Origin of the sequence: Microbacterium sp. ZW T6_19 (assembly GCF_044987465.1) — a bacterium.
In the GTDB taxonomy this organism is placed as follows: domain Bacteria; phylum Actinomycetota; class Actinomycetes; order Actinomycetales; family Microbacteriaceae; genus Microbacterium; species Microbacterium natoriense_A.
In genome coordinates this window covers 89,242-103,972 of sequence record NZ_JBJDRH010000011.1, presented here as the reverse complement: position 1 = coordinate 103,972, position 14,731 = coordinate 89,242, and the positions used below count along the sequence as shown (strand labels likewise).

13 protein-coding genes are annotated in these 14,731 nt (G+C 68.7%); 10 read left to right on the top strand and 3 right to left on the bottom strand.

The window, feature by feature from the left end; all coding sequences use genetic code 11:
* Positions 1 to 28 precede the first annotated feature (28 nt).
* From ACI3KT_RS15855 to ACI3KT_RS15830, 6 genes are all read left to right on the top strand, one after another.
* Complete coding sequence (locus tag ACI3KT_RS15855) at positions 29 to 418, top strand: nuclear transport factor 2 family protein (protein ID WP_292906533.1); 390 nt, start codon at positions 29 to 31, stop codon at positions 416 to 418.
* Positions 419 to 461: 43 nt separating this feature from the next.
* On the top strand, positions 462 to 1,628 hold the full coding sequence (locus ACI3KT_RS15850) for an ABC transporter substrate-binding protein (protein ID WP_307295483.1): 1,167 nt from the start codon (positions 462 to 464) through the stop codon (positions 1,626 to 1,628).
* Positions 1,629 to 1,798: 170 nt separating this feature from the next.
* Positions 1,799 to 2,659 carry an ABC transporter permease subunit gene (locus ACI3KT_RS15845; protein WP_292906529.1) on the top strand — a complete coding sequence of 287 codons (861 nt, stop codon included), beginning with the start codon at positions 1,799 to 1,801 and terminating at the stop codon, positions 2,657 to 2,659.
* Positions 2,646 to 4,418 carry an ABC transporter permease subunit gene (locus ACI3KT_RS15840; protein WP_404905512.1) on the top strand — a complete coding sequence of 591 codons (1,773 nt, stop codon included), beginning with the start codon at positions 2,646 to 2,648 and terminating at the stop codon, positions 4,416 to 4,418. Before ACI3KT_RS15845 ends, ACI3KT_RS15840 begins: the two co-directional genes overlap by 14 nt.
* The gene (locus tag ACI3KT_RS15835; protein ID WP_404905510.1) at positions 4,415 to 5,107 is read left to right on the top strand and encodes an ABC transporter ATP-binding protein; all 693 of its coding nucleotides are present in this window, start codon (positions 4,415 to 4,417) and stop codon (positions 5,105 to 5,107) included. The genes ACI3KT_RS15840 and ACI3KT_RS15835 overlap by 4 nt, the downstream gene beginning before the upstream one ends.
* A 116-nt stretch (positions 5,108 to 5,223) precedes the next feature.
* Positions 5,224 to 5,874 carry an HAD-IA family hydrolase gene (locus ACI3KT_RS15830; protein WP_307295480.1) on the top strand — a complete coding sequence of 217 codons (651 nt, stop codon included), beginning with the start codon at positions 5,224 to 5,226 and terminating at the stop codon, positions 5,872 to 5,874.
* Positions 5,875 to 6,122: 248 nt separating this feature from the next.
* Here ACI3KT_RS15830 and ACI3KT_RS15825 read toward each other — a convergent pair whose 3' ends face one another.
* Entirely contained in the window at positions 6,123 to 6,938 is an 816-nt protein-coding gene (locus tag ACI3KT_RS15825) for an SDR family NAD(P)-dependent oxidoreductase (RefSeq protein WP_404905508.1), read from the bottom strand.
* 31 nt (positions 6,939 to 6,969) lie between these two features.
* Entirely contained in the window at positions 6,970 to 7,704 is a 735-nt protein-coding gene (locus tag ACI3KT_RS15820; protein ID WP_404905506.1) for an SDR family NAD(P)-dependent oxidoreductase, read from the bottom strand.
* A 198-nt stretch (positions 7,705 to 7,902) separates the two neighbouring features.
* On the opposite strand from ACI3KT_RS15820, the gene ACI3KT_RS15815 reads away from it, so the two are divergent.
* The 4 genes from ACI3KT_RS15815 to ACI3KT_RS15800 all read left to right on the top strand — a co-directional run bounded on the left by ACI3KT_RS15815 (position 7,903) and on the right by ACI3KT_RS15800 (position 13,114).
* On the top strand, positions 7,903 to 9,351 hold the full coding sequence (locus ACI3KT_RS15815; protein ID WP_404905504.1) for an APC family permease: 1,449 nt from the start codon (positions 7,903 to 7,905) through the stop codon (positions 9,349 to 9,351).
* A gap of 61 nt (positions 9,352 to 9,412) precedes the next feature.
* Positions 9,413 to 10,252, top strand: a complete 840-nt coding sequence (locus ACI3KT_RS15810) for a molybdenum cofactor biosynthesis F family protein (RefSeq protein ID WP_292906515.1) — start codon at positions 9,413 to 9,415, stop codon at positions 10,250 to 10,252.
* Between the two features lie 2 nt (positions 10,253 to 10,254).
* Positions 10,255 to 11,901: an amidohydrolase gene (locus tag ACI3KT_RS15805; RefSeq protein ID WP_404905502.1), complete on the top strand. Its 1,647-nt coding sequence runs from the start codon at positions 10,255 to 10,257 to the stop codon at positions 11,899 to 11,901.
* A gap of 232 nt (positions 11,902 to 12,133) precedes the next feature.
* Positions 12,134 to 13,114: a hypothetical protein gene (locus ACI3KT_RS15800; RefSeq protein ID WP_404905500.1), complete on the top strand. Its 981-nt coding sequence runs from the start codon at positions 12,134 to 12,136 to the stop codon at positions 13,112 to 13,114.
* Between the two features lie 161 nt (positions 13,115 to 13,275).
* Here ACI3KT_RS15800 and ACI3KT_RS15795 read toward each other — a convergent pair whose 3' ends face one another.
* Positions 13,276 to 14,730, bottom strand: a complete 1,455-nt coding sequence (locus ACI3KT_RS15795) for a GMC family oxidoreductase (RefSeq protein WP_404905498.1) — start codon at positions 14,728 to 14,730, stop codon at positions 13,276 to 13,278.
* Between the last annotated feature and the right edge of the window lies 1 nt (position 14,731).

The following is a 14,731-nucleotide window of genomic DNA, read 5'->3' as shown; positions in this document are numbered from 1 at the left end:
GGACCCAGAAGGAACAGAAGGAGATCACATGAGGAACGCAGACATCATCCTCGCCCACTACGCCGCCAGCGACCGGGGAGACCTCGAGGGGATGCTGGCGCCGCTGGCCGACGATGTGCAGTGGACGGAGGCTGCGGGATTCCCGTACGCAGGCACCTACGTCGGACCGGATGCCGTCGCCGCCAACGTGTTCCAGCGCATCCAGGAGGAGTGGGACGACTACACGCTCGCGATCGACGAGGTCATCGACGGCGGAGACGTCGTCGTCGGCATCGGCACGTACTCCGGCACCTACATCCGGACGGGGCGCTTCTTCGCCGCGCGCGTCGCGCACGTCTGGCGGCTGACCGACGGGCGGGTCGCCGCGTTCGAGCAGTTCACCGACACCGAGCTGGTCAATCGCGCACTGCGCGACTGAACGACACACAGCAACACCCGAGAACCGAGAGGCAACAACGCACATGAACAAGCGAGTAGCAGGCACCGCGGCCCTTTTCGCCGTGGCAGCCCTCATCCTGTCCGGCTGCGCCGATGACGGTGGATCCGGCAGCGGGGGCGGTTCGATCGTCGTCGGATCCGTTAACACGATCAGCGGCCCGGCGACATTCCCGGAGGCGTCGCAGGCGGCGGCAGCCGTGTTCGACGCCTTCAACGAAGAAGGTGGTCTGAACGGACAGAAGATCGACTACAAGGCGCTCGACGACAAGGGCGATCCCGCCACGGCGACGGCGTCGGCCCGAGAGCTGGTCGGCAGCGACGGAGCGGTCGCGCTCGTGGGCTCGGCCAGCCTCATCGAGTGCGAGATCAACGCCAAATACTACGAGCAGGAGAGCATCCTCTCCATTCCCGGCATCGGCGTGGACACGGGATGCTTCGACAGCGAGAACATCTCGCCTGCGAACGTCGGACCGTTCAACGACATGACCCTGACGCTGCAGTACGGATCTGAGGTCCTCGGCCTCGACGACATCTGCGTGCTTCTCGAGATCGCCGGCTCCACCCGGCCGACCTACCAGGCCGCGATCGACAAGTGGACCGAGATCACCGGCAAGAAGCCGAAGTACGTCGACGACACCGTGCCCTACGGAGCATCCGACTACACGCCGTACATCGTGAAGGCGCGTGAGCAGGGCTGCAAGGCTCTCGCGATCAACCCCGTCGAGCCCGACGCGATCGGTCAGGTCAAGGCCGCCAACGCACAGGGTTGGGACGACGTGACCTGGCTCTACCTCACCAGCGTCTACAGCGAGAACTTCGCGAAGGCGGTCGACAACGCGGGCGCCGGCATCTACGTGCCTGCCGAGTTCTATCCGTTCACCGACGACAACGACATCAACAAGGACTGGCGGGCGCTGATGGAGAAGAACGACATCCCGCTCACGTCGTTCAGCCAGGGCGGCTACCTCGCCGCGACGTACTTCATCGAGGTGCTGAAGTCCATCAAGGGCGACATCACCCGCGAGAGCGTGACGAAGGCGCTGCAGGGCATGGACCCGATCGACAACCCGATGGTGGGAACGCCCTACGCGTTCGGCACGCAGAACACCGCCGGCTGGCCGATCATCTTGAAATCCGGCACGAACGCTTGGGAGAAGGTCTCCGAAGACTGGCTGCGCATCGGCGAATAGTCGCTCTTCGCTCCCGGTCGTTGAGCGAGGGAGCGGAGCGACCGAGACGAAACGCCTCACCCGGCGCCGAACGTCGGTCACTGCGTTTCGTCTCGCTTCGCTCGCTCAACGACCGGGTGCCTCGCTCAACGACCGGGGGTCTCCTCCCCTCAGATCAGAAAGGACGCCTCATGCTGCAAGGCGCCATAGCCGGACTCGCCGCCGGCGGACTCTACGCCGTCCTCGGCGTGTGCCTGACGCTGATGAGCCGCCTCGTGCGGGTCGTCAACTTCGCTCAGGCCGCCACGGGGATGTTCGGCGCGTTCACGGCCGTGTGGTTCGTGAGCAGACTGGGCCTGCCGATCTGGCTCGGCTCGATCATCGGGATCCTCGTCGCCGGGCTCCTGTCGGCGGCGATCGGATGGATCGCTGCGACCTGGCTCTCGGAGGCGTCCACGACGACCCGCTCGGCGATGACCGTCGGACCTCTGCTCCTGCTGATCTCGCTGTCGTTCATCCTGTTCGGCAACAAGCCGCAGCCGTTCACGCCGATCATCGCGGGACCGGCATTCTCGTTCGGCGGCGTCGTCGTCAGCCAGGTGACCGTCGCCACGGTGCTGATGGCGGTCGTGGCCGCGGTGGTCGTTCGCGTCGTCCTCCGCCGCACGAGGGTGGGCACGCAGCTGAGGGCGCTGTCCGAGCGTCCGACCACGGCGGAGCTGCTCGGCATCCGCTCCCGTCCGCTGTCGATCTCGGTGTGGTTCGTCACCGGAGTCATCAGCGCCATCGCGATCATCATCGTCGCGCCGACGCAGTCCAGCGACGCCACCGGACTCTCGATGCTCATCGTGCCCGCCGCTGCCGCCGCGCTGCTCGGCGGCTTCCGCCGGCTCGACCTCGCCGTCGTCGGCGGCATCGTGCTGGGCGTGCTCGGCGGCCTGGTCGCGCAGCTCGACGAGGTCGCCCTGGTGCGCAACTTCCTCCCGTTCCTGTTCATCGTGGTCCTGCTGCTGTGGACCCAGCGCAAGGAGGTGTGGGATGCCGCTCGCTGACCGCTCCTGGTTCAAGTCCACCTGGCCGTTCGCCGTCGCGGCAGCCGCCGTCGGCATCGGCGCGATCCTCAGCGCCGCCCTGCCCGGCTATTTCGTCTTCCTGGCGATCAGCGCGGTCGTCGCGGCCATCGCCATCCTCGGACTCGGGATCGTCACCGGCTCGGCCGGGATGATCGCCCTGTGCCAGCTCACCTTCGCGGCCGTCGGCTCGTGGATCGTCTCGCTGTTGAACGTGATGCAGGCGCCGGGCGGGTTCGTCGTCTGGCTTGTGCTCGGAGGCATAGCCGCCGGTCTCGTGGGCATCATCGTCGGGCTGCCGGCGCTGCGCCTGCGCGGAGTGAATCTCGCGGTCGTCACCCTGGGATTCGCCGCCGCAGCCGACGTCACGCTCGTGCAGATCCAGTTCCCCGGTTCTGTCGACGGCACCTCGATCGAGCGCCCGGAGCTGTTCTCGAACGACCGGCAGTTCTTCTTCCTCTCCGTCGTCGTGCTCGCCGTCTGCGGTCTCGGCGTGTTCTTCCTCCAGCGAGGGCGCTGGGGCTCGTCGTGGAAGGCCGTCGCCTTCTCCGAGCGCGGCACCGCGGCGGCAGGACAGAGCGTGCAGGTCGCGAAGCTCACGGCGTTCGCCGTGTCAGCGGCCCTCGGCGGGATCGCCGGTGGTCTCCTCGCGGGCCAGGTGCAACTGCCCTTCGCCTCGAGCTTCACTCCGCTGCAGTCGCTCGCGCTCTATGTCCTGGCGATCATGTCGGGCGCGCACCTCATCGACATGGCGATCCTCGGCGGCATCCTCTGGGTGCTCGTGCCGGAGCTCCTCAAGCGGTGGGGCATCGACCAGAACTGGGGCTTCGTCGTCTTCGGCGTGCTCGGCGTGCAGGCTCTGACCAGCGGCACGAACCTGGGACAGACCGTCCGCGATCTGATCTGGCGCCGCGCGGACCGCAGGACCGCGGGCGCGGCGCTGACGGCGTTGCCTCCGGATGCCGAAGCCGATGCAGCGGTCATCACCACCACGACCACGGCGACCGTCGACGAGGCCGCTCTCGACGGCGCGCCCGTGCTCACCGTCGAAGGGCTCACGGTGCAGTTCGGGGCGCTGAAGGCCCTCGATGATGTGTCGTTCCAGGTGCCGAGCGCGTCGATCATGGGCCTCATCGGGCCGAACGGGGCCGGCAAGTCGACGTTCGTCGACGCGATCGGCGGATTCCTGCCGAAGCACGGCGGCCGCGTGCTTCTGGGCGGTCGCGACCTCGCCGGCCTCTCCCCCACGAGGCGCGCCCGCCTGGGTCTTCGGCGCACGTTCCAGCAGGATCGTGTGCCGCCGGCGCTCACCGTCGGAGCCTACGTGCGCTTCGTGGCGCGGCGGCGGCTCGCGGCATCCGACATCGACGAGGTCCTGGAGTTCTTCGGCTGCCCGCCGGCCAAGGCTCGCCTGTCGAGCGTCGACGTCGGCACCCGGAGGCTGGTCGAAGTCGCGGCGAACGTGATCGCGCGCCCCCGACTGCTCATCCTCGACGAGCCGGCAGCCGGCCTGTCGCACGAGGAGCATCTGGCACTCGCGGCACGGCTGCGGGAGCTCCCCGGGCGCTACGGCGTCGCACTGATCATCATCGAGCACGACCTCGATCTCGTGCGCTCGGTATGCCCGATGCTCACCGTGCTCGACTTCGGTCGAGTGCTGGCGAGCGGCCCGCAGGCCGAGGTGCTGGCGAACCCCGACGTCGTGAAGGCGTACATGGGAGAGACGGAGCTGCTGTCATGAGTGAACTCGTCCTGGACGGCGTGACCGTCAGCCGTGGAGCTGGGCCGGTGATCTCCGACGTGTCGCTCACCGTGCGCGGCGGAGAGGTGCTCGCGCTCGTCGGGCCGAACGGCGCGGGCAAGACCAGTCTGATCGAGTCCGTGTCGGGGGTGACTCCGCACTCCGCCGGCACGCTCGCCCTCGACGGCGAGGCCATCGACAAGCTCTCGCGCGTCGCCCGTGCCCGCCGCGGGATCGTGCACATCGAGCAGGGCCGGGCGGTGTTCCCATCGCTGACGGTGCGCGAGAACATCTCGCTCACCGCGCGGACTCCGGCTGAGCTGGACGCCGCGCTCGAGCAGTTCCCCGAACTCGAGAAGCGGATCGACTCGCCGACAGCGCTGCTGTCGGGCGGTGAGCAGCAGATGGTCGTGCTCGCACGGGCCTTCGCGGCGAAACCGCGTGTGCTGCTGATCGACGAGATGTCGCTGGGCCTTGCCCCCGTGGTCTTCATGCGGCTCATGCCGATCGTGAAGTCCATCGCCGAGTCGGGCGTCGGCGTGCTGCTGGTCGAGCAGTTCACCCAGCTCGCGCTGAACCTCGCCCGCGAGGCCGTTGTCGTCGCCGGCGGTCAGGTCTCGTTCCAGGGGACGTCGGAGCAGCTCAAGTCCGATCCCGAGCTGCTGCACCGCGCGTATCTCGGCGGCTGAGCGGATCAGGATCCGTTCATGTCACGGGGATCGCCGTCCTGCGCAGCTCTCGGGGCGACGATTCTCGCACGGGAAGCTCCGCAGGGGCGCTCAGCCCGGGACGCTAGCCTGAGAGCATGACCGAGACCGTCCACGCCCGCGCCGTCCTCCTCGACATGGACGGGACCCTCGTCGATTCGACGGCCGCCGTCGAGCGCATCTGGCTGGCGTGGGCAGAGCCGCACGGACTCGATCCCGCGCACGTGCTCAGCGTCATCCACGGGCGCCAGGGTCACCAGAGCATGGCGATCATGCTGCCCGAGCGCGATCACGCCATCAACATCGCCGAGAACGCCTCGATGCTCGCGAACGAGGCGGAGGACGTCGACGGCGTCGTCGCGATCGCCGGAGCAGACGTGCTGCTCGAGGCACTCCGGCCCCACCCACACGCGATCGTGACGTCGGCCGACCTGCGGCTGATGAATGCCCGCATGGGCGCCGCGGATCTCGTCGTGCCGACGACCGCGGTGACCGCCGAGAACGTGACGCGCTCGAAGCCCGACCCCGAAGGGTTCCTGCTGGGTGCGAAGACGCTCGGCGTCGACCCGGCCGACTGCATCGTCTTCGAGGACTCGGGTGCCGGCATCCAGGCCGCCCACGCTGCGGGCATGCGTGTGATCGGCGTCGGTGCGCACGCAGTCGCACACTCTCCCGAACACCACGTCGACGACCTCACTCAGGTGGCCGTCGTCGCGACCGCCGACGGGTTCGAGCTCACGGTCGGCTGAGCCCGCCGCAAGCGCCCTGGCATTGGTCGCGGACATCTCGCGGCCCGGCCGAAGGCACCCCGGCAGCGGCCAGTTCCGCACCCCAGTCACACGTCTGGCGACTCAGCCCAGCGGAAGCCGCCTGAACCGTGACCGCCTCTGCGCTCCAGTCACACATCCGGCGGCCATGCCTCCGCCGAATCCGCCCGACGCGTGACCGAACCCGCATCCGGACCGTCCCGGATGCGGGTTCGGTCACGCGTCCGGCGCTACATCCCGGCGTGATCGAACGCGATGGTCGGAACGTCCACGACGTGCGAGCCGCCGTCGGCGACGATCACGGAGCCGGTGATGTACGACGACTCCCCCGAGCCCAGGAACCGCACGACCGAGGCGATCTCGGCCGGGCGCGCCGGTCGTCGCAGCGGCACATCGGCGGTGACCGCCGCATACGCCTCTTCGCGGGAGGCGAGACCCGCGTGCGAGGCGAACTCGTCCATCTCCTCGTCGGCCATCGGCGTCTGCACCCACCCGGGGCAGACGGCGTTTACGCGCACGCCGTGCTTGCCGTAGTCGCGGGCGAGGGTGCGGGTGAGGCCGATCAGAGCGTGCTTGCCCACGGTGTAGCCGGCGACCGACGGACCCGCGAAGAGTCCCGCGAGAGACGACACGATCACGATCTGCCCCTTCGACTCCAAGAGCGCCGGCAGCGCCTCACGCGCCATGATGAAGGCGGTGGTGAGGTTGGCGCGGATCGCTGCTTCCCACCCCGCGTCATCCGTCTCGCCGACGGGCGAGAACCCGTGGCCTCCGGCGTTCGCGACCAGCACGTCGAGGCGCCCGAACGCCGCGAGAACCTCGGCGACGGCGGCCTTCGCAGAGGCTGTGTCCGCCGCATCCGCCACGATCGTCCTCGCCCCGACCGCCTTCGCGACCCGTTCTAGCGGCTCCGGTCGGCGACCCACCACGACGACGTGTGCGCCTTCGGCCGCATACCGCTCGGCGATCGCGGCGCCGATGCCGGTGCCCCCTCCGGTGATGACGACGACGCGTCCCGAGACCGTCGATCCCACTGCGAGTCCCATGTGCTGCTCCTGTCTGTTCGGCGCGTGCGCGCTAAGCGGGAAATCCCGACCGGGCGGTGTACCCGAAGTCGCTGAGAAGGGTGGTTCCGTTGACCGCGCGACTGCGCGGCGACACCAGATAGGCCACGTGGGCGGCCACCTCGTCTGCCGTCTGCACGGGGAAATCCGCCGCGTCGAACGCGGCGTCGCCGAGATCGCCTCGGCTCATCGGAGTGTCGACCACCGAAGGTGCGACGGTATTCACCCGGATGCCGGTGCCTGCGAGATCGACGGAGAGGGCTCGCGCGAACTGCACGAGCGCCGCCTTCGAGGCGCAGTACGGCGCCATCCCCGGCGAGGCGACGAAGGCGGAGTCGCTGGATACCAGGACGACGGATGCCGCGCCGGCCGCTCTCAGAGCAGGAAGCGCGTGGCGCAGCACGAGGAAGGGACCCGTGACGTTGACGGCGAAGACCGCGTTCCATTCCCCGAGCGAGATCTCCTCTATGCCCGAGCCGACGGGACCGGATATCCCGGCGCAGCAGACCACGGCATCCAGGCGCTCCAGAGAAGCGAGTGCTGAGGACGTCTGCTCCTCGTCGGTGACGTCGGCGACGAGGACGATCGAATCCGGGCACGAGCGGGCAGCATCGCGCACGGCGCTCTCGTCGCGGTCGAGGAGCATGACCCGCACGCCTTCCGCGGCGAGCGCCGACGCCACAGCGCGACCGATGCCGCTCCCGGCGCCCGTGACGAGGGCGCTCGTACCGCGCAGCTGCAGATCCATGCCGTCATCCTGCTACCCGGCATCCACTCGCCCCTATCTCCGCGACGCTGCTGTGCACCCTGGCACCATCGTCCTTCGCTCAGCGTCAAGCGCGACGAGTGCCGTCGGAGCAGACTCGCTCTATCGACGATCCCCTCGTCGTCGATGCCGTGCGCAGGCTCTCCGAACCCACGGCCGTCACCGAACAAAGGAGTCGCCGTGGCTGATTCGATTGCACCGCCCACCGAGCACACCGCTCTTCGTCCCGGTGCCCTGGGCGTCGCCGGGATCGTCTTCCTCGTGCTGGCGGCCGTCGCACCGCTGACCGGCATCGTCGTCGTCGCCTCACTGGCTGTCGCACTCGGCAACGGCGGCGGCACTCCGATGTCCTTCTTCCTCGTCGCGGGGATCCTCCTGCTCTTCGCGATCGGCTACGCGCAGATGTCGAAGCAACTGGTGAACGCCGGCGGCTTCTACGCCTTCGTGGTGAAGGGCCTCGGCCGCACCGGCGGTCTCATCGCGGGACTCATCGCGACCCTCGGCTACAACTTCTTCGTCGTCGGCACGATCGGCACGAGCGGCTTCTTCATGCAGACGATCATCCGCGACCTCACCGGACTCGACGTGCACTGGCTGATCTGGGGACTCGCGTCGATCGTCGTCTGCTTCGTGCTGGCACGCATCGGCGTCGACTTCTCGTCGAAGGTGCTCGGCGTGTGCCTCGTGCTCGAGACGTTGATGCTCGTCGTCTTCGATGTGTCGGTGCTGGTGCAGACCGGCTACGACGTGGCCGCGTTCAGCCCGGAGTCCGTGTTCTCGGGATCGCTGCCGATCGGCATGCTCCTCGCCGCGACCGGCTTCCTGGGGTTCGAGGCCACCGCGCTGTTCAGCGAAGAAGCCAAGCAGCCGCTGCGCACGATCCCGCGTGCCACCTACACCGCGATCATCGCGATCGGCGTCATCCTCGGTGTCACGACGTGGGCCGTCGTCAGTGCGACCGGCGTCGCCCAGGCGCAGGCCACGGCCCTGGAGCATCTGCCCACCGGCGACCTCATCTTCACGCTGTCGCAGCAGTACCTCGGTGGGCCCCTCACGACGGTCATGATGATCCTGCTGCTGGTGAGCCTGTTCGCCGCGATGCTCGCCTTCCACAACTCGGCGAGCCGCTACCTGTACTCGCTCGGCCGCGCCCGGATTCTGCCCCAGGCTCTCGCCCGCACCCGCGCGAGCGGAGCCCCGCAGCTCGCCGGCATCGTGCAGGCGTCGTTCGCCGCCGTCGTCGCGATCATCTTCGCGATCGCGGGAGCCGATCCGATCGTCACGCTGGTGCCGGCGATGCTCGGATTCGGAACCCTGAGCGTCCTGATCCTGCAGGGCCTCGCCGCGATCTCGATCGTCGTGTACTTCCGCCGCAAGGGCGACCCGAGGTGGTGGAGCACCTTCATCGCCCCCGGAATCGGTTTCCTCGGCATCGCGGCGATCTCGATCCTCGCGGTCGTGAACTTCGACATCGTCGCCGGCTCGCAGGAGCTCGCCATCCGCCTCATGCCGCTGCTTCTGGTGCTCGCCGTGATCGGCGGCATCGTGTACGGCGTCTACCTGAAGAAGTCTCGGCCGGCCGTGTACGACGGCCTCGCCACCGACCTCGAGAAGTTCAGCACGCGCTGAGCGTCCTCGCCCCATCTTCCGAACCGCACAGCATCCGACCCCCACCCACGAAGGAACCCTCATGGCTGATGTAGTCAACCTGTCCGACACCTCCACCTGGCTGCCGCTCGACGGCCTCGCACCGGGCTTCGACGCCAGCAAGGCCGAGCTCAGCGACGCGCTCGACGGCCGCACGTTCACCGTGGTCGATGATCGCGGCACCCGAGTCACGCACACGTTCGGCCGCGGAACCGTCAGCTGGAAGTACGAACCCGGAACCGGTGACGAGACCGCCCCGGCAGAGGACACAGACGACTGCGAGGTGATCGAGGTCGCCGACGACCTGTTCTACGCGCAGTTCCACCACAAGTACCTGCCGAACGAGGCCGTCACCCTGATCCTCGACCTCGCCAGCGGCCACGCGCTCTCGGTCATCTCGATCCTCGGGCAGGCCTCTCCCGGTAAGACCGCCGTGCAGATGGTCTTCGTTCCCGGGTTGATCGAGGGCATCGAGACGCGCGGCGAAGCGCCGGCCCCGACCGAGGAGCTCATCGGCCGCCGCGTGCTGTGGGTGTACTCCAGCACCCACGCGTACGAGCACGTCTACCTGTCGCCGCACTGGTACACCTGGCAGTGTCTCGCCGGCCCCGAGCAGGGGCTCGCCGACACCGACGCGAACACCGTGTGGAAGGTCCGCCCCGGCATCTACGTCTTCACCTGGCGCGAGAAGGTCATTCCCTGCGGTTCGGTGACGATCGCCGACCACCGCGATCAGAAGGCGATCCGCTCGCACGGCGTGCTGTTCGGCTGGGACGAGTCGGGCACCGCCCCGACGCACTTCACCTTCGGCGCCCACGGACGCCTGCTGTCGAACACCGTCCACCCCGTCGAGTACGATCCGGCACGCGCCCTGGAGCGCTGAACATGACGACCATCGCCGACCTCATCCTCACAGGCGCGACCGTCCGCACGGTCGACCTCGAGAACCCTCTCGCCGAGGCGATCGCGGTCGGCGATGGCCGGATTCTCGCCGTCGGCACGGCGTCGGAGATCGAGGCGTTCCGCGGGCGGCGCACCGAGGTGCGCGATCTCGACGGTGCCGCCGTGTATCCCGGATTCGTCGATGTGCACAACCACCACGCGGTCGCCGGGGTGACCGATCTGTTCGAGCTCTCCTTCGGAACGTCTCTCGGTCTGGACGAGATCTTGGATCTCGTGCGGGATCGCGCAGCGACGCTCCCCGAGGGCGCCTGGGTCACCGGCGGGTCCTGGGCCAGCACGCTCATGGACGAGCTGAACAGCTCAGCGGTGCGACGGCGGCTGGACGAGGCGGCCGGCGGACGCCCGGTCATGCTCTCGGACGACAGCCATCACAACCGCTGGGCGAACAGCGAGGCGCTGCGACTCGCGGGCATCGCGAAGGAGACGATCCCGGCCGATGGCGTGACTCTGCTCGACGCCGTCGACGGCGAGCCGACCGGCGTGCTCCTCGAGGCCGCCGGAGTCCTGGTCGCGCAGGCGCACGCCCGCGCCGGCGGTTTGTCCACCGAGCAGCATCGGCAGGCGTCGCGGCGCGGCGTGGAGCTGCTGAACGGCTTCGGCGTCACGGCGTTCCAGGATGCTGCGGCATCGCTCGAGATCCTCGGCGCCCTGAAGACGCTCGATGAGGCCGGCGAGCTGAACGCCTGGGTGGTCTCGAGCCTCACGATCAACGACGAGATCTTCGGATTCGACACGATCGGCGACGCGCTGATCGACCGCGGCGAGGAGTTCCGAACCACGCATCACCGTCCGGATTTCGTGAAGATCTTCCTCGACGGCGTGCCCCCGGCTCGGACCGCGCTGTTCATCGACGCGTATCTTCCGGACGATGCGCACGGCGCGCACTTCCACGGCACCACGACGATGTCCTTCGACGAGCTCTACGACTGGCTCAGGCGGGTGGCCGAGCGCGGTCTCGGCGCCAAGGTGCACGCCACGGGCGACGGATCGGCGCGGCTGCTGCTCGATGTGATCGAGCGCCTCCGCTCTGAGGGCTTCGCGGACGCTCCCTTCCAGATCGCGCACGGACAGTTCCTCGCCGACGAAGACATCCGTCGCCTGGCCGACCTCCGTGTGAGCGCCGACATCTCGCCGTTCATCTGGTACCCGGGCGTCATCCCTGATGCTCTCGCCGCCGTGCTCGGCGACCGAGCAGAGCACTCGCAGCCCAACCGCTCGATCATCGACGCGGGTGGGCTCGTCGCCGGCGGATCCGACTGGCCGGTGAGCGAGTCCCCGAACCCGCTCGAGGGGATGCAGGGACTCGTGACCCGCGCCGACCCTCTCGGGCGCGCGCCGGGGACCCTGTGGCTCGAGCAGGCGATCACCGCGGAGGAGGCGCTCGCGGTGTTCACGATCAACGCCGCTCGGGCCATGGGCCTGGACACCGAGACCGCATCGATCACGGTGGGCAAGTCCGCCGACTTCGTCGTGCTGGACCGGGATGCCGTCGCGGGCCCCGCCGACCGCATCATCGACGCGCGTGTGCTGTCGACGTGGTTCGCCGGACGCGAGGTGTACTCGGGTTGAGGTTCCCGCCCCTCCCCCTCCCCCTCCCCCTCCGTCTCTGTCGAGACCCCCACCTGTTGCCGAGACCCCCACCTATTCACGCAAGTACGTGGGGGTATCGGCAACAAGTGGGGGTGTCGGCGATGCAACGGGCGAGCGCACTGCTCCTGCACAGATGAGTCGGTAGCGGAAAGCATCCACAGGATGCGGCTGACGGACACCGGCGACCGGTCGGATGCCGAATGATGTGCTGATGCGCACGCTCACCGTCCCCGCCGCACGCGGTCTGCTCCTCTCTCGCGATGAGCTGCGCGCGACCGGTCTGACGGATCGTGAGTTGAGTGCGCGCGTGGACTCCGGTGAGCTGCGCCGAGTGCGTCGAGGCCGCTACGTGCACGTACACGATTGGAACGACCTGTGGAGCGAGGGACGACACCTTCTCGAGGTCGTCGCCGTGGAGATGAACTCCGCACCGCCGGGCCCGTTGCTCATCGGGGTTTCCGCGGCTGTGCTGCATGGTCTCCCGTTGTACCGCACGGTGCCGCGACAGGTCCACGCGGCCATCGACGGACGACGTCACACGCGCAATCGCATGGGCATCCACTGGCACGACGTCACTGTGCCCGCCGAGGACATCACGGCCATCGACGGCATCCGTTGCACATCGCTCGACCGCACGGTTCTCGACATCACCGCGACGATGCACCGAGAGGCGGCGGTCGCCGCGGCCGATGCGGCCCTCCGTCGCGTCGCCGTCATCGACGGGCATCACCAGGATGCCGCGCTCGCCGGAACCTGGCGCGATGTGCTCTCCGGGCGCGCTCACGCCGTCTCCACTCGTGGCATCCGCCAGGCGAGGGAGGTGATCTCGTTCGCGGACGGCAGGGCGCAGCTCCCCGGCGAGAGCGTGAGCCGCCTGCAGCTGCACCGACTCGGTTTCCGGTCTGTGGGGCTGCAGGAGCACATCATCGGCCCGGACGGCGAGTCCTATTGGCTGGACTTCGCATTCGAGCGATCACGATGCTTCGGAGAGTTCGACGGCAGGGGCAAGTACTCCAATCCGACCATGACCGGCGGCGCCGCGATCGAGGATATCGTGATGGCGGAGAAGCGACGGGAGGATGCCGTGCGCGGCGTCACCGGGTGGGGCTTCGGCCGCTGGGAGTCTTCGCACATCCGAACTCCTGACATCCTCAGCGCGCGACTTCGCGCCTTCGGCATCCGCCCTCCGTAGACCCTGCCACCGTGCCCACATCCTCGCGCGGCCCTCTCCGCGCGGCACATCGAACCCCCCACTTGTTGCCGAGACCCCCACCTGTTGACGCGAATATGTGGGGGTCTCGGCAGTAAGTGGGGGTATCGGGAGAGACGCGGGGTGAGAGACGCGGGGTGAGGTCACTCCCCCAGCAGGAACCTCGCGCCGCGCTCGGCGATCATCGCGGCCGGGGCGTTGGTGTTGCCGGTCGGCACGGTCGGCATCACCGAGGCGTCAATCACACGAAGCCCCTCGATGCCGCGCACGCGGAGCTGCGGATCGACGACCGCCCCGGGGTCGGTTCCCATCCGGCAGGTGCCGACCTGGTGGTGGTAGGTGATCGCGGTGCGGCGAACCCAGTCCTCCACGTCGGAGTCGGCCACCTCGGGGCCGGGGTACACCTCGCTCGCGCCCCATTCCTCCGCCAGCGCCGGTCGTGCGCCGATGCGGCGGCATTGGCGCACGGATGCGGCGAGCGCAGCGAGATCCCGGTGGTCGGCGAGCGCGGCCAGGTCGATCAGCGGCAGGTCCGCCACGCCGGGCCCCGACAGGGTCAGCGACCCCCGGCTGTGCGGCGTGACGAGACCGGCCATGAGCGTGAAACCGTCGTCCCCACGCGGTTCGAGCTCACCCCACATCGGCACCGAGAAGTGCAGCGGCTGCGTGTCGGGCTCGGTGAGTCCGGCACGACTGCGCCAGAACAGGTGCGTCTGCGTGACCGACACCCCCGGTTGCGGCGGACCCACCGGGCGCTGCGTCGTGAAGATCACCGGTGAGAGCAGGTGGTCGTGCAGGTTCTTGCCGACCTGGGGCGAATCCTGCACCACAGCGATCCCCAGCGCCGTCAGCTCGTCCGCCGGGCCGATCCCCGAGCGCAGCAGGATCACCGGGGAGCCGAGAGCACCCGCCGAGAGGATGACCTCGTCGGCCCGCAGCTCGTCGCCGTCCTCGAACCGGACTCCCCGCGCTCGTCCTTCCTCCACGATCACGGAGTGCACCTCGCGGCCCGTGACGATCGTGAGCCTGTCGGCCACCGGCTGCGCATAGGCCATCCAGGTGTTCACCCTGCGGCCGTCGCGCATCGTGACCTGCTCCTGTGAGACGCCGTCGAGGGTGCCGCCGTTGTAGTTCGCGTTGCGCAGCAGTCCCTCCTGCACGGCAGCATCGATGATCGACGCCTGGACCGGTGACAGCGGGTAATCGTCCGTGACCGGAAGCAGGTCGTTCTCGATCGCGTCGAAGACCGGCTCGACCTCGGACCAGCCCCAGCCTGTGGCGCCGTCGCGCTCCCAGCCGTCGTAGTCGGATGCTGCACCCCGCACCCAGATCATGGCGTTCAGCGCGTGCGATCCGCCGGTGACCTTTCCGCGCGGCAGATGCAGGCGGCGCCCCGCAGAATGTTCCTGGGGAACGGTGAAGAAATCCCAGTCCTCCGCGGAGTGCCACAGCTCCCCCGCACGCGAGGGGTCGTGGATCGCCGGGTTCGTGTCATAGCCTCCCGCTTCGATCAGGGTGACGACCACACCGGCATCCACCAGACGCCGCGCGACGATCGCGCCCGAAGTGCCCGCTCCTACGACGATCGCAGAGCGCACG

Coding starts and splice junctions, on each gene's coding strand:
- ACI3KT_RS15855 (WP_292906533.1), top strand. CDS start 29: ATGAGGAACGCAGACATCATCCTCGCCCACTACGCCGCCAGCGACCGG.
- ACI3KT_RS15850 (WP_307295483.1), top strand. CDS start 462: ATGAACAAGCGAGTAGCAGGCACCGCGGCCCTTTTCGCCGTGGCAGCC.
- ACI3KT_RS15845 (WP_292906529.1), top strand. CDS start 1,799: ATGCTGCAAGGCGCCATAGCCGGACTCGCCGCCGGCGGACTCTACGCC.
- ACI3KT_RS15840 (WP_404905512.1), top strand. CDS start 2,646: ATGCCGCTCGCTGACCGCTCCTGGTTCAAGTCCACCTGGCCGTTCGCC.
- ACI3KT_RS15835 (WP_404905510.1), top strand. CDS start 4,415: ATGAGTGAACTCGTCCTGGACGGCGTGACCGTCAGCCGTGGAGCTGGG.
- ACI3KT_RS15830 (WP_307295480.1), top strand. CDS start 5,224: ATGACCGAGACCGTCCACGCCCGCGCCGTCCTCCTCGACATGGACGGG.
- ACI3KT_RS15825 (WP_404905508.1), bottom strand. CDS start 6,938: ATGGGACTCGCAGTGGGATCGACGGTCTCGGGACGCGTCGTCGTCATC.
- ACI3KT_RS15820 (WP_404905506.1), bottom strand. CDS start 7,704: ATGGATCTGCAGCTGCGCGGTACGAGCGCCCTCGTCACGGGCGCCGGG.
- ACI3KT_RS15810 (WP_292906515.1), top strand. CDS start 9,413: ATGGCTGATGTAGTCAACCTGTCCGACACCTCCACCTGGCTGCCGCTC.
- ACI3KT_RS15805 (WP_404905502.1), top strand. CDS start 10,255: ATGACGACCATCGCCGACCTCATCCTCACAGGCGCGACCGTCCGCACG.
- ACI3KT_RS15800 (WP_404905500.1), top strand. CDS start 12,134: ATGCGCACGCTCACCGTCCCCGCCGCACGCGGTCTGCTCCTCTCTCGC.